At 67.6% G+C, this 14,937-nt stretch carries 8 protein-coding genes and 1 tRNA gene; 5 read left to right on the top strand and 4 right to left on the bottom strand.

All coding sequences use genetic code 11. The features are described from left to right. Positions 1-123 precede the first annotated feature (123 nt). Entirely contained in the window at positions 124-933 is an 810-nt protein-coding gene (locus tag ACGFW6_RS37050) for a Pr6Pr family membrane protein (RefSeq protein ID WP_393520280.1), read from the top strand. A gap of 33 nt (positions 934-966) precedes the next feature. Beyond that, positions 967-1,040 (top strand) — tRNA-Pro (locus ACGFW6_RS37045). A gap of 238 nt (positions 1,041-1,278) precedes the next feature. On the opposite strand, the gene ACGFW6_RS37040 is transcribed toward ACGFW6_RS37045, so the two are convergent. Further along, positions 1,279-5,874, bottom strand: coding sequence for an ATP-binding protein (locus tag ACGFW6_RS37040; RefSeq protein ID WP_393520278.1), 4,596 nt, complete (start codon positions 5,872-5,874; stop codon positions 1,279-1,281). Between the two features lie 505 nt (positions 5,875-6,379). Between ACGFW6_RS37040 and ACGFW6_RS37035 the strand changes: the two genes are divergently transcribed. Then, the gene (locus tag ACGFW6_RS37035; protein ID WP_393520335.1) at positions 6,380-7,888 is read left to right on the top strand and encodes a PE-PGRS family protein; all 1,509 of its coding nucleotides are present in this window, start codon (positions 6,380-6,382) and stop codon (positions 7,886-7,888) included. Here ACGFW6_RS37035 and ACGFW6_RS37030 read toward each other — a convergent pair. Further along, complete coding sequence (locus ACGFW6_RS37030) at positions 7,818-8,660, bottom strand: PE-PGRS family protein (protein ID WP_393520276.1); 843 nt, start codon at positions 8,658-8,660, stop codon at positions 7,818-7,820. The genes ACGFW6_RS37035 and ACGFW6_RS37030 overlap by 71 nt on opposite strands. An 828-nt stretch (positions 8,661-9,488) precedes the next feature. Then, on the bottom strand, positions 9,489-10,175 hold the full coding sequence (locus ACGFW6_RS37025; RefSeq protein ID WP_393520274.1) for a DUF317 domain-containing protein: 687 nt from the start codon (positions 10,173-10,175) through the stop codon (positions 9,489-9,491). Positions 10,176-11,210: 1,035 nt separating this feature from the next. Between ACGFW6_RS37025 and ACGFW6_RS37020 the strand changes: the two genes are divergently transcribed. Beyond that, a complete protein-coding gene (locus tag ACGFW6_RS37020; RefSeq protein WP_393520272.1) occupies positions 11,211-12,089 on the top strand; it encodes a GNAT family N-acetyltransferase in 879 nt (292 codons plus the stop codon). 73 nt (positions 12,090-12,162) lie between these two features. Continuing rightward, positions 12,163-13,341: a hypothetical protein gene (locus ACGFW6_RS37015; RefSeq protein WP_393520270.1), complete on the top strand. Its 1,179-nt coding sequence runs from the start codon at positions 12,163-12,165 to the stop codon at positions 13,339-13,341. A 163-nt stretch (positions 13,342-13,504) separates the two neighbouring features. Here the strand turns inward: ACGFW6_RS37015 and tyrS are convergent, their stop codons facing one another. Then, positions 13,505-14,908 (bottom strand): tyrosine--tRNA ligase, encoded by a 1,404-nt coding sequence (gene tyrS / locus ACGFW6_RS37010; protein ID WP_393520268.1) that lies wholly within the window; start codon positions 14,906-14,908, stop codon positions 13,505-13,507. Positions 14,909-14,937 lie beyond the last annotated feature (29 nt).

Here is a 14,937-nt window from a genome sequence, read left to right as displayed (position 1 = left end):
GTCGTGCCGCGTCGTGCCCGGGGCCGCAATCCGGGCGCCTCGCCACCGGGTCTGCAACCGGGTCCGTAACCCACCCAGACCACCCATATCGCCCGTTTCGCCCACGCTGCTTAGCGTGAGGGCATGACCGCCCCGATACCCAGGGACATCCCGGACCTCCCCGCGATACCGGGCATACCCGTCCTGTTCCCGTCCCACGTGCCCGCGACGGCGGTGGTGGCCCCCACGCCTCGCCGCCTGGCCGCCGTGTTCCGTCTGCTGGTGGCCCTGCTGGCGGCCGCGGCCGTGGCCGTGGAACTGGCTCTCGGCAGCCCCCTGCGCACCCTGAGCCACTTCGCCATCCAGAGCAACATCCTGCTGGCCCTGGTCTTCGCTCTCTCGGCCCGCCTCGCCTGGACCGCGCGCCGCCCGCTCCCCTCGACCCTGACGGGCGCCACGCTGCTGTACGCCGTGGTCAACGGCCTCGTCTACCACCTGCTGCTGGCGAACGAGGGCGGCTCCTACGCACTGCCGGGCGTCCTCACCGGCACCGCGACCGCCCCCACGGGCTGGCACGCGATCACCAACCAGGTCCTGCACACGGTCACCCCCGTCGCCGCGCTGCTGGAATGGCTGCTCCTCACGCCCTCCGGCCATCTGCACCTGCGCCAGGCCACGACGTGGCTCCTCTACCCCCTCACCTACCTGGCCTTCTCCCTCGCCCGAGGTGAGCTGCTCGTCCCCGGCGCGCCGGCCCGCTACCTCTACCCCTTCCTCGACGTGGCCCGGCACGGCTACAAGGGCGTCCTCGGCAACGCCCTCCTCATCGGCCTCGCCATCTACGCCCTGGCCATCCTGCTCGTGGCCCTCGACCACGTCCGCCCCAACCCCTTGCGCCACCGCGCCCACCACGCCCCGAAAACCGGATTTCGTCTCCAGCCACCAGTGGGCTAAAGTAAACGTCGTCGCCGCGACAAGCAGTGACATCGGGGTGTAGCGCAGCTTGGCAGCGCGCTTCGTTCGGGACGAAGAGGTCGTGGGTTCAAATCCCGCCACCCCGACAGTGAAGTACCAGGTCAGGGGCCTGATCCGCATAGCGGGTCGGGCCCCTGAGTGGTTCCGGGGGCCATTCTGGGAGCCATTTGGGAGCCGACTTCGGAATGCGGCTCCCAAACGGCTCCCATCACCCCATCGCCAAGGCCGCTCGATCACTCACCGAGCGCGGTGGGCGGGAAGCCGTGCTCTTCCTCCCTCACAACCGTCCGAGCGAGCATCGGCGCGCCGCACGGGGCAGACCTCTCACACCCCCGCATCCGGCCATTGCCAAACGGCCGCGTCGGCATCCGCGTCACGTACGCCCTTCAGCTTCACGTCAGCCATGGATTCGACCTCGAAGAAGTACAACGGATCGGTGATGATCCGCAGTGTCGGAGTCCCTCTGCCCTCTTCCAGGTTCGAAGCGATGACGAGCGAGTAGTTGCTTCCCTCTGCAAGCGCACGCGTGAGTTCCGCGCTGGTGAGAGAGACGTCGGCGGGCTCTGGTCCGCCATGAGCCTTGATCTCGTAGAAATGGCCTGTTGAGTCGACGGCATCCGCCCCCAGTCGTTGGAGACCTCGCTGATCTTCCAGTGTCCGACCACTCGCGCTAAGAATTTCGGCAAGCAGTGCCAGGACGGTCTTCTCCTTGTCCCGGTCCTGATAGCCGAGCAGTCCGAAACGCTCGTTGGGCGCGGCCCCGCCCTGACGCGGTTGCGGCAGTGAGGCGGCACGTCGGCTTCCCGAGGAGGACGCAGAGCGAGACTGCGACGAGGAAGCAATACGGGTGGCCTGAGGGGTACGCGCCTGTAGTTCGGCCAAGGAGACCAGCTTGCGAGGCTCAGCCGGCCGCGGGGTGGGTGGGGGCCCAACGCCGGAAGGCGTGGGCGTCGATGGGGGAGCAGGGATCGACGGAGGTGACGGGACTCCTGTGGGTGAGTTCACCGGGCCGCTCGGCTGAGCCGGCACAGTGGAGCCCGAAGGCCGCGACAATTGCCGCTCCCGCAGCTGCGAGGCCAAACGCTCGCGCTCCTCATGATCCTGCTGACCAGATGGGACGAGGGGAGTGGTGGGAGCATCCTCAGGCCAGTCCGTCTCCCAAAGATCGCGCCAACGGTGGCCGACGTGCGCGCGCTCCGCTGCGAATAGGGAAGCGACGGCCAACCCTCCTCCCCGCGTGGTTTTCAGAGCCTCGGGGCTACTGACGAAGAGCGCCTTGGCTTCCCGATCGACATGCGCGTCGACCGGGACGTCGATCACGTCTTCGTCCTCGCCCGGGTTCAGCAGGATTCGCAGCCCCGGCAAGACCCGTACCTCAAGCTCCATCAGCCAGGCCCAGTCCGTGAAAGCCTCGGCGGCAGCTGGCTCGTCCCGTACGAGGATGTCCTGCAAGCTGGTCACGGCCCACCGGTAGTCCTCGGTCAACTGCCGATCAGGACGTGCGCGGTCCGGGGCGACGACAGACGCTTCCGAAGCCTCCAGTTTGTGCACCTTGAGGACACCCAACAGGCCGGCGAATTGCTGCAGATCTCCGCCTGGCTGCCAAACATGCAGACGCTCGCCGAGCGTGCGCGCGATGGCGGGGTGGTCTACCGCGTAGACGGGCCGCTCCTTCGTCCAGCCGAGGGTGGTGCGCAGCGGCAGCCAGCGCAGCTTGGAGCGCAGGCCAGGAGAGATGGGGCCATCAGCCGACGTGACCGTGTTGGTGAGAGACCTCAGCGCCTCCAGCATCACACGCTGTTGGTCCGCGTGGAGCTGGGTGCCGGACTGCGCTATCTCCTTTTGCACATCAGCGAGGTCCTCGGGCCTCGGCTCCTGGATCCAGAGAGCGTCCCAGAGCGGGTTCAACTCAGGGTCAGGGATGGTGAAGGGCCGGAAGCCGCGAAGGATTGTGGGACCGCGGAAGCAATCGCGCGCCCTCTGCCATCCCTGGTCGGTGAGCACGAAGTCGGTGCCACTGAAGGCATCCCGCACCTTCTTTCGCAGCTCGCTGTGGGCCGTTCCCGCCGCCTCGCTCCTCAGCCGCCCCGCCAGAGCCTGATAGACGAGATAGACCTCGGCCTTGAGACGGTCGTCCACCGAGCCGGGACCCGTGGAACGTTTCCGAAGATCCCGCAATCGATTGATCAGCTGAGGAACGTCGGGGTCTCCATTCACTCCTAGAGCTGCCAGGACATCGATACGATTGGACGTGGTCTGTTGGATCGCAGGGTGCAGATACCCAGGGTCATCCTGGCCGTAGAGCGCCTGCGCGTCGCGCGTGCACAAATGAACTTGCCGCGGAGTGCGAAGTTTGCCGCTGCTGTCCTCCAACCAGGCCGTTTCCCGGATCCGCCAGACCCAGAGGGCTGCCGTCTGGCCACGCACGTTCCATCGGTGGTACGCCTCCGCCGCCTGTACGTCCGCGTGTTCGGAGGAGGTGATCATGCCGGGCCTGCCAAGCGTCTGCAGCAAGGCCGCCGTACGACGTCTGCGATCCTGCGGGTTGTGCTCGGCGACAATGTGCTGGACCACGGCGTCCAAGTCCGGGCTGCTGCGGTCATCTAGCGTGTAGTCGGCGCCCAATCGGCGCAGCTCCCTCGTGCGCGCAATTGGCGACAGCCAGCAGTCGCGCGACAGACCGATGCGGGAGTCCGCCTCGTACCCCTTGGTCTCCCTGCCTGGCTGAGGCTCCTTAAGCCGGGGTGCATCCGCCACCCCGAGGAGACGCAGGAAGGCTGTACGGCTCAGGCCGCACTGAGCTTGGGACAGAAGGGTGCGGGTATAGGAGCGATGCACCCACTTGATGCCAGGAGTCTTTCCCGCGGCGACGGCGAAACGATCTCCTTCAGTGCTTTGGAGCGCTTGGGGAAGGTAAGCGTCTACCGGCTGCACCTTGCACGGCTTTTCGTTGCCGTCGGAGTCGTACTCGTAGCCGTCGAGGAGGACGGCCCGTCCGATTCCGGGACCGAGTCGCTCCCGCACCTTCTTCGAGACTTCTCCCAAGGCCGTCTGGATGGCCACGAGTTGCTCGACTCCGCATCCCGTGTCACCTCCGACTCGTCTACCCGCGCGTCCCATCCGTTCGACTCGGCGCAGTACAGCTGCGGTGTCGTCGCGCCGTACGAGACAGTCCTGTTTCCGCAGCCAGTCGAGGACACGTCGGGACCACTGCGAGTTCTCCGCGTAACTGGCATGGAGGTTCACGACGATACCCAGGGCGTCCAGCGGGCTGGTGCCGCGTGGTTCGGCGTCCTGGGGCTCCGCGAACGCCACGCCGGGTGCCGTCGGCCGCAGACGCTGACCGTCGACTGCAATGACACACGGCCGACTGCACAGCAGGAAGTCGAGGTCCGCCTCAATGGCGACTGCTGCGAGACGCATGGTCTGCGCGATGTCGTATTCCGTGTCGTCGAGCGAAATGAGCGCGTCACGCACCCGCACCTCATCAGCGAGTTCCGCGGTGCCTGCAGAGCGCCAGTCCGTCAGGACTTCGCGCCACTGGTGGGCACCGTCGCGGGCGCGTCGCGGAAACGTACTCGGCAGCCCGGCCAGCCGGGCGATGTCCTCGTCATCCAACACCCCCGACAGCTGCGGCTCCTCGACTGCGAGCGCCGACAGTGGCTTCGAGGTCCCGTCCGGGCAAGGCAGGGAGATCTGGGATGCCAACCACGTGCGGGAACGGTCGACCAGCGCCGCACGGATACTGTCCTGGAGCCGGGAGGGCGACGAGGGGTCGGAGGGCGAAGGCAGCGGGATGAGGTGCCAAGCCGACGGTTCGACAACGCTGAGTACGTTGAGGGCAGAAGCGGCCCAGAGGTCCGCGACAAGCGGGACCAGATCCTCGTTCCATCGGCTGGCGGCGAATCCTTCACGGCTGACGACGGGGTCGAACTGGGCGTGCACACGAGCTGCGGCTCTCAACTCGGCCACCGGTAGCCCAGCGTGCACACTCCCCAGTTCCGGTCCGTGCACCGGCAGCGCGACGGCGACCGGCATAGAGGCTCCCACCGCCTTGTGCCGACGGGTACTCGTGCCGTGCGGTGCGACGTGGGCGTCGTAGACCCGCCACAGTGCCCCACTGGTTGTCCGGGCCTCACGTACCCGGACATCCGCTTCCTCACCGTCGATACGAAGCCTTCGCTGGTCGATCTCCGTCCAAGTCAGCCTGAGCATCACAGGCGGCGTCTCGTCATCAGCTCCCTGCTCACCCTGGCGGTCGCTCAGTGCTTCGACCCGCCTCACGTGCCGCAGAAAGAGCAAGGAGCTGTCGTTCCACGTCTCGAACCACTCGAAGAGCTCCGAGGCGGAGAGTACGTCGAGGGCAAGAGGGATTCGGAAGACCGTCCACTCGGGCCCCGCGACTTGCTCCGGCACCACCAGCGGCTCGACCGCCCGAATGGACAGGTCGGCAAACCGCACGTGGAAGGGGTGACAGTGCACCTCCCAAGTGGTCGCGAGGGCCCGCAAGGTCGCCAGGCCGATGCCGAATCGCCCTGTGGCCTCCGCGTCGGAGGTCTTCCCGCTGAGCCATGGCAGGCCGAGCAGCAGGATGTCGGCCAGTCGTACGCCCTTGCCATCATGGGCGATCAACAACTCTTCGGGGCGCCAGATGAACCGGACTTGGGAAGCCCCCATGTCATCGGCGTTCTGCACCATCTCAGACAGGACTTGCAGGCGGTCCGATGACAGCGTTTCGGCGCCTCTCTGCCCTCCCTCGGCCATCAGGCGGAAGACGCCGGGCCCATTCTGAAGTCCGTCGTCGAGGAGCCCCACCGCGCGAGCGGCTTGTTCAGCGGTCTCGACATCGATGCCCGGATCCGTACGCGGATCCGACAGCAGCGCTTCCACCGCCGCGATGAGTTCCTCGTCCTCGTTCACCCGGATCTCCTCCCCATGGGCTGTTTTCGAGAGCGCCCCCGCGCCCTGGCAAAGCCTCCAGGGCAGATGACGCTCTGTCTGGCCACGACCGGCGAAATCGCGCCAAAGGCCAGTAACACAGAGCCGCAAGTCAGCCCATGAGCCACAGCGCAGACCGTGCGCTGCGGTCCGCACAAGCACACAGGCGTCAGCTCACACCCGGCAGGTGAACGACCGGAATCGCCTGATCCTGGGGCCTGATTGTCAGACCGGCATGCTAGAGGCGCCGGACGCTGACGCACTCGTACCCGTTGAACTCGTGGGTCCCCAGGACGGATATCCCTGTACGGCTTGTGCCGAGGTGACTACAGACGGTACGACGATCGCCATGCACCCTTGGTCTCCACTAAATGACCGGCAGCTCGCGCTCCTCACCCGCATCGGGGCCGGAACTGACCCCGTCACGTCGGACAGCCCCGAGCTCGCCATCACAGCCCGTGCGCTCAGGGACCGGGGCTTGATCACTATGCCCAGAAAGAGCGGGAGGTGGCAGGCGGAGATCACCGACGCGGGACGCTTCTACTTGGAGCACGGGCATCATCCCGACCGCCCCGAGCCAGCTCCACGCAAACCTCGTTCGGCGGCGCCTGAAGCCGAGGCGCCAGTTGCCCCTCGCCCTCAGCAGGATGCCGCTCCCTCGCCCGAGACGAAGCCGACCCCACAGCGTGCCGTGAAGCAAGCACGCCCGTCACCAGCGAAAGTCGGGCCGGCGCTGATCGCGCAGGTGCAGGAAGCCGGACGATTCCTTCGAATCCCGGACCCCAGCGACGCGGAACGGGCTCGGTATCGCAGAGCCTTCGACGCGGCGCGGCAGTGCGCTCCGGAGGGATACCACCTGAAGTACAGCGGGCGGGCGAAGGGGGACTTCTTCCTCGGCCTGCTCCGGGTGACCGGTGAGGACGACACCGAGTGGAACCGGATCCGCCTGGCACGCAGCCGTGTGATCACCGACGTCAAGGACGTGCTCGCCGCAGTCACCGCGGACCACAGCGCCTTCGAGATCTCCGAGGAGGTCCTGCCGAGAGTGCTCGAGCTGCTCCGGCTCCTCGCCGAGCAGGCTCTCGCACGGTACGGCGAGATCGCGGTGTCCAAGAAGCGCAAGCAGCCCAGGCCGCTGCTTACCGTCCACGGCAGAACGTACGAGATCAGCTTCCGCGAGCGGCAGAAGCAGGTCCGGTACGTGCCCAAGCAGCCCGGGCGACGTACGTACGACTGGCAGCGGGTCACCCCGGCGCACACGTTCGAGCCGTCCGGCGAGCTGGAGCTGGTGGTTGGCCAGCACTCGGGCTACGGCTACGGCCACAGCTACGGCTGGAAGAAGGAGTGGGCCGACATCGCCAAGAAGCCCTTGGAGGAGCAGATCGGCTCAGTCTTCCGGGCGTTGAAGGCGCGCGCGGAGGAGCAGGAGCGGGCTCGGCTGGAACGTGAGGCGGAGCAGCAGCGTCTGCGAGAGGAACGAGAGCGGCAGGAGGCAGAGCGCCGGCGGCTGGAAGCGGAGCGGGAGGAACGCGAACGGCGGGAGTGGGAGGCCGCCGTCAGTGTCGCTTCGATCAAGGCCGTTCGCGCGGCACGGGCCGAGCACTTCGGCACGGCCCTTGAGCGGTGGCGGGCCGCAGGGGAGATCAGGGCTTTCTGCGCCGCTCTGGATGAAGCCGCCGTCGCGTCGCAGGATTCCTTCGAAGCCGAGAGACTGCGAGAGTGGTCGGCTTGGGGAAAGGCGGAGGCCGACCGGCTCGACCCCACCATGAACGGCAGGGGCCTGGCCTCGCTCAATTTCCATGCGGAGCCGACAGGAGATCAGCTGCGACCGTTTCTCGACGGCTGGCACCCGCACCGGCCGGAGAAGGAGAAGCCGCCGGCGCAGCCCGCGCCGCCCAAGCCGGAGCCGGACCCGTGGCGAGGTGTCATCGACGCACATCAGGGTCAAGGCTGGAGATATGGACGCCAAGGTCGCGCTCAATGGTGGAGGCGATGACGCCGTGGCCGCGGTCGCGTAGGGCCTTGACCGCCTTCTCGACCAGCTCCCCGAGCCTGATGACCTCGGCGCGCAGAGCAACCAACTCGTCGTAGCGGTCTGCCTTATCTTCGCCGCACCACGCCCGGACGGTCCGTAGGACGGCTCCACCCGGGTCCAACTTGCGATCGTCCCGGCGGTCGTAGGAGTACCAGGAGGACTGGGTGCGCTCCTGCTCGATGTCCTGCTGCTTGCGATCCACCTCAGGGAGGATCTCTTCAGCGAGGCGGCCGGCCACCTGACGGGCGACGCGTTCGGTAACCGCCCATCCGGCCAAGCACGAGCCGTCGCTCTTCTCGTAGACCATCGGGTCGGCACGTAGTTCAGCGGTGTCCATGCCGATGACCGGTGCCGCGTCGTCAAGGCGGCCCAGCTCCAGGACTCCTGCGTCCGCAACGCCCCTGCGCAGACGCAGCCTGTTCTTCGGCCGGACGAACCCGAGGATCATGCGCGCGGCCTCGAACTCTGTGCTCCCCCGCACCTGGCGTGACGCCTCGGCCAGTGCCAACTCTCCCGCGTCGTCCGCGCGGAACACGTTGACGTCCGCCCTCAGTGTTACGAGGGAGTTCGGATTGACCCACTCCTTCTGGCCCGCGTCGTCGCCGTCGAGGAACCGCACATGGATCCAACCGGACCTGCCGGAGCCGCCCACTCGAACGATCTCCACCCGACGAACCGCGCCGCCCAGCTCCTTCGGCCTGGCACGGTATGCCCAGTGCTCACCCATCTCCATGTGCCTATTTAGTCAGGTCAGTTGGCGCCATGACGCGGCATTCGCCGCAGTCACCTCGAAGAAATGACTGCGCCAGACTGAATTTGTCCCATGGCGTCGGAAGATTGCGCCCGGTGGTTGGTCACTCTGGTTGCGCCGCTTACACCCCGAGCCTGTAGGGCGCGAGAGAGGAGGACTCGCACAGCTGGGGCGATGGTCCATGGCCAGCAGCCGTAGCAGCGAAGGCCAAGCTGATTCAAGAGCCGGGGCTCGCAAAGTCGCAGGTCAGAAGCCGTGAATGGGCGCGGCGAGCAGTCCATGCTGAGGGGGCAACGCAGCGGCTGCCAGCCGATTCGCGAGAACTCGAATCGGCTCCCCGCGCGGTGCAGTCTCCTCCGTGTCCGGGGGCGCCACCGGACACGACCAGCGGACTTGCGCGGCTAACTCCCCGCCGGTCCAAGGTCTGTTCACCCATTCACCGCGTGCTGCCGCACGCACCAGAAGCGAAGGCTTGCCATGTCCACCACAAACGACCACTCGGATGACCTGCAGCCGCACGGAACTCCGCCGAGCGAGCTGCAGACGCCGGAGCAGGCCCCCTCGGAGCCCTCGCGCGCACAGAACGCCCTCGTCTGGGCCACGGTCGGGCTGTCCGTAGCGTTCTGCACCACCGGTGCGGTAGCAGCGCGAAGCCCGCACGCTGGGCCTCACGGAATGCCCGGTCCTCGCGAGCGCGTCGAAAGAACAAGATCTCTTCCTCTCGGTCATCTGGCAGGCACGGGAACGTGTCTCTGCTCGGGGAGACTGGCGACGAGCCGCGCACCAGCGGCTCCAATGGGGCAGAGGTCGTCAGCTGCGGCGGACGACGGTGAGCCGACCCTCGGCGCTCTCGGGCACGGTGCGACGGGGCACCGGGACAGGCGAGGCGAGCGAGGAGGCGAACGCGGCGACCAGGTCGTGGGGGGCGCTGGCGCTGAAGCTGGCGCACCACAGGTAGGCGGCGCCGGGAACGGGGTCCGCCCACGCCTGCCAGCCCACCAGGTCCGGACGCGGGTCGGCGTCCTCGATGAGCGGCGGAAGCATCTCCAGGGAAACGCTGCAGGAGAACCCAGGGTCCACCGCGGTGGTACGAGGTCGATCCACGTCGCGAGCCCAGCCACGGGCACAGAGCGCGTTGAGGACGGTCTCGGGCTCCGTGAAGCCGACGTCGGGCTTCTTACGGCTGTCGATCTCCACGAGGAGGTCGGCGAGCGCCTCGTACGGAACGTCGGTGGTGAAGTACGCGTTCCACTCCGTCATCACGGACGTGGCATGCGGGCGGGCGCTCAGCTGCCAGGCCACCGGCAGTCCGCCCAGCTCGAACGGGTAAGCCGCGAGGACCCATTCGGCGCCGCACAGCCCGTTGGGGCTCACGTACAGCAGGGTGTGGCGGGCGGTAGGCCACATGCGCCAGCCCAGATCCGACAAGGTGTCGCTGATCCGCTCGGCGAGCGCGTGGTCGTCTCCGGCCAAGTGGCGCGGGGTGACCCAGTCCACCGGGTCAGGCGAGTCAAGGCGGGAGGGTTCGCTGGGGTGGTGCGGATGCAGGGGCGCCTCCGTGGGCTCGGGGGTGGTGTCCAGCAGGCGTTGTACGTTGACATGGCTTGCCGCCGCGCACCAGTCCTTCAGGGGGTCTTTCCTGTCTGCCCCCGGCGAACTTGTCCTTTTGGCAGTGAAGTTCCTCGGTGGCAGCGCTCTGACCTGGGGCTACCAGCTTCCCTGTCAAAGGACACCATCGACTGGGCCGCTCACGATCCCACCTCGGTGTCTGTTGTCAGCGAAGCCAGCCGCTTTGCCATCCAACCCAGTCGAATAGCGGTGATCTCTCGGTGTTGCTGCAACGGACGCCGCGGCCATGCCGTTACCCGTGAGCTGCGCACTCTCGGATGGGACACTTGTACACATGAAAGAGGTGCGCTGCGAGCGATGCGACAACATCATCGGCATGGGGTGCGCCTGCCCTCCTGATGGCAGCGTCCCCAAGGCACACCCGGAGGAAAGGCGTGTTCGACAGGAGTGGCGGCGGTTCCCCGGCAACGCCATCTTGATCAAACAGAATGGTAAGGCGCACGTTCCAGGCGCCTGCGATCACATGACAGAAGACGAGGTGCGGCCCCCGAAGTGGGGTTGGATCCTCGATCCGTCCCCCGGAGATTGGGACCGCATCAGCGAAAGCAGCCCAGCCATCGCCACTGGAGGAAACGCGCGGCTGCGGGCGACGAGCCGGTGCATGACGTGCATGGGGACTCTCGGCGGCTGATGAGCTGCAGGGCGCGCTGTGCTGTGGGATAGCTGACCAGAGGGCCGACGGCGTGCCGTCGGCCCTCGTTCGCTTCGTGGTTCTAGCCACGCCGGATGCGGCACGACTCGGTTCGATGGCAAAACGACTGGGTTCGATGTCAACGGACACTCGGGACGGCGGACTGCTCCCAACCCCCGTGCTTCGGGCGGTGTCTGATCTGCCAGGTCCTGCCGCCTCGCCCCAGCGAAAAACTGCGGGCGCACGCCGACAAGCACGAGAGATCATGAGGCATGCGTCCGGATGGCTGGCACCTCACCGAAGACCTCGACGGCTTTCTTGCCCGAGCCGGAGACTTCCTGCGCTCGCGCCCTGCCCTGCACACCGTCACGCTGACGGTGACCGAGGCACTGCGTACGCGCGGGGCGGACGCGTACGGCGCTGAAGCCCCCGTCTTCGGCAGCCTTGAGCGGGCGGGCGAGGTCCGCGCGGCCTTCTTCCGCACCCCGCCCCGCCGCCCGTACCTCACCCCGCTCACCCTCGAGGAGGCCGACACCCTCGCCGCCCACCTGGCCCGCCTCGGCCACCGCCTCCCCGGCGTCAACGCGGACCACGACACCGCCACCGCCTTCGCCGGTGCCTGGGCACGGCACACGGGCGCGACGCCGACACTGCATGAGCGGGAGCGTCTGTACCGCCTCGGCACGCTCACACCCCCGGAGCCACTCCCGCAGGGCCGAAGCCGACTCGCGGGCGAGCAGGACCGTGAGCAACTCATGCTCTGGCACCGCGAGTTCGTCACCGCCATCGGAGGAACCCCCGCTGCGGACAACGGCTCATGGGCGGATACCCGCATCGCCCAAGGACGCGTCAGGCTCTGGGAGACCCCGGACGGCACTCCCGTCTCCATGGCGGGCGTGACCCCGATGGTCGCCGGCCAGGTCCGGGTGACTCCCGTCTATACCCCGGCCCACCTGCGTGGCCGCGGTTACGCGGGCGCCGCGACGGTCGAGGTGAGTCGGGCCGCGCTGGCCGCGGGCGCGGCGGAGGTCCTCCTGTTCGCGGACCTGGCCAACCCCACCAGCAACGGCCTCTACCAGAGGATCGGGTACCGCCCGGTTACCGACTTCGCGGTGTACGACTTCTCGTGTGACGGGCCGGAAATTCGTTGAAGAACTCATGTCGAAGGGGCCCCGCAGAGGCAGAGCGATCCGTGCTGTCGGAGAGCGGCCGTAGGCTTCCCGTATGAGTTCGGTGCGCGCCCGGGTGTGGCGCTTCACGGTCGAAAAGGGAAAGGCTGGCGCTGAGGCCGTCCAGGCTGTCGAGATCGGCCAAGGCCCTCTGCCGGTGTCCTTGGCCGCAGTGGTCAACATCAACGCCCTTGCCTGCGACTTGCGCAAGACGGTCGACCAGCGTGTGCGCGACCACGAAATCAGCCTCCTACTCAGCTACATCGCCGACGGCCCGGGCGCCGGTTCGCTCGGCGTCGACTGCCCCGCCCTCGACTCCAGCTCCGGCCACATCCGACGCTTCGTCAGCGAGTGCACCGGGCTCGGGGTGATGACCGCCGCCAGCGAGGCCCTCTTCGACTGGAAGCCCGGGGCTAACGGCCTCAGCAGCTTCGACGTCCTGCCCGGGAAACTTGTCGGGACCTACGCGAAGAAGGGCGTGCGGCCCGACCTGCTGTATGACCTGGCAACCGGTCCGCTTGCTGGGGAGGCGCGGGGTCGGCGTCGCGATCACAAGCAGATGTTCCCGGCCGGCAAAGGCACCCCGGCGCAGAAGGCGCGCCTGGAGAAGCTCGCGCAGTGGTCCGTCGACCACGATGATCACGCCTACTTCATGAGCTGGGTCTGGCTCGGCACGGGCGGCATCTACGTCGACATCTTCCTGCCCGACGACGCCCCAGCCACGGCCGGACTCAAGACCGGGTGGATCGACATGCCGGGCAGCGCACAGCCCTGGCGATTCCGCGTTCCCCGGCCTGATCCCCGTCGGCGCGAGGACCTGGAGCCGGAGGGACCCCTCGGGGTTGGGGCTGATTCCGCGCCGTCCGACGTGGAGGGCTCGGCCGACGTAACCGGGGCCCACGTCAGGACAGCGATCAGCCTGGCCGAGCCGTTGGTCGAGGCGGCGATGAACCGGTCCTTCAGCCGCGAGGACACACTCGGCACGTTCTCCGGCGTGGAGGTCCGCGGCCGTTGGATCCGCGGCGATGCTGTCGGCCAAGCACGCCACGAGGTGCTGCTCGGCGTCCTGGAAGAGCACGTGCCGGTGGACCACCGGGCTCAGCGCCGCCAACTGGCCTCTCGGACGGACGACCGGCTCGATGTGTTCCTCGAAGGCCGCCTGCTCACCATCGTGCACCCGGTCGACAGTCCGCGACCGAGCTGGGACCGCGTCCAATCAGAGCTGCTGGGGTAGGTAGGGGCCGGTCAGCTGCTGACACAGCGACTGACTTCACTGGCAACGGACAGTTGGCACCCTCGCTGGCTTCCAACTACGCCACGTACTGATTTCTCGATCGCCGGAGAGGGCAAACAGAACGGCGCCGACTCACGCAGGTGAGTCGGCGCCGTTCCTGATCTCAGACGTCGATACGAGCGACTTTACGACCCACCTTGAGGTACAGCTCGGCACCTTCCAGGGCCCCGGCCTCCCCGACGACCTCGCCGAGCGTCTGCTGAACAGAAGCCTCCATGAGCGGCGTCGGCTGCTGCTCTCCGTTCGACTCGCGGATCAGGCGAAGGCCCTTCTGCTGAGCCACACGGCGCACGGCGGAGATGCTGGGAGCGAAGTCCAGCGTCCGGCTGACCAGCGCGCCGAGCGTCTCCTCGGCGTGGTCCTTCAGGGAGACGACGGGGAGGTTCTGCGTGTCCCCGAAGGAGCGCTTGGAGAAGCGCGCCGTGAACTCCGCGCGGGCGGCGGCAGCGGCGTCCAGGCCGTGGAGCGCGGCCACCACCTCGCCGGCCAGGATGCGCTTGATTGCCATCGGGTGCGCGGTGCCGGCCTCCAGGCGCTTGGTGACCACGCGGATCTCGTCGTCCGTCCACTCGGAGAGCAGCTGGAGGTACTGCTCGGTCAGGTGGTCGGGGATGGACATCAGCCGGCCGTAGACGTCATCGGGCGACGCCGTCAGGCCCACGTAGTTGCCCTTGCTCTTGCTCATCTTGGTGCCCGTGCCGTCGGTGCCCTCGATGAGCGGGGTGGTGATGACGACCTCGGGGGCCTGGTCGGAGATCTCCATGACCTTGCGGCACATTTGGAGATTCAGCAGCTGGTCCACGCCGCCGAGTTCGACGTCGGCGTCGATGGCCACCGAGTCCCACGCCATGACGACGGAGTAGACGAACTCGGCGACGGACAGCCCGTGGCCCTCGGCGAGCCGGGTGCGGAAGTCCTCGCGCTGGAGGGACATGGAGACCGGCACCCGGGCGAGGACCCCGACGAGCTCCGGCAGGGTGACATTGTTCAGCCACTCGCCATTGAAGCGCAGGTCGGCACGCTCGAAGTCGATGAACGGCGTGACCTGCTGCTGGTAGCCGCTCAGGTTGCGGGCGATGTCCTCGTCGGTGAGGGGCGGACGCTCCGAGGAGCGTCCCGACGGGTCACCGATCTTGGCCGTGACGTCGCCGATGATGAAGACGACGTGGTGTCCCATCCGCTGGAACCGGCTGGCGAGGATGATCGGCACCGCGTGTCCGAGGTGGACGTCGGGCGAGGTCGGATCGATGCCGTACTTGACGACGAACGGCCGTCCCGCCGCCTGCGCAGCCTCGATCTTCTCGGCGAGCACCGCAGCCGAGGGGATCAGGTGATTCGCGCGCCCCTCGACCAGGGCGGCCTGTTCCTGGGGGGAGAGGTCGGAGAGGTCGAGGGAGCGCCTTGCTGTTGTCTCGCCCAGCAGCTGCGCGACCGTATAGTCCTCGCCCAGGTCCGCTCCATCAAGGATGTGCATGACACGGGTGACGGCCTCACTCAAACGGCTCATGGCGCCTATACGCTCCTGGGTCGGACAAC

The sequence above is a fragment of the Streptomyces sp. Y7 genome, assembly GCF_043195415.1.
In the GTDB taxonomy this organism is placed as follows: domain Bacteria; phylum Actinomycetota; class Actinomycetes; order Streptomycetales; family Streptomycetaceae; genus Streptomyces.
This window is presented reverse-complemented; position numbering and strand designations above follow the sequence as displayed.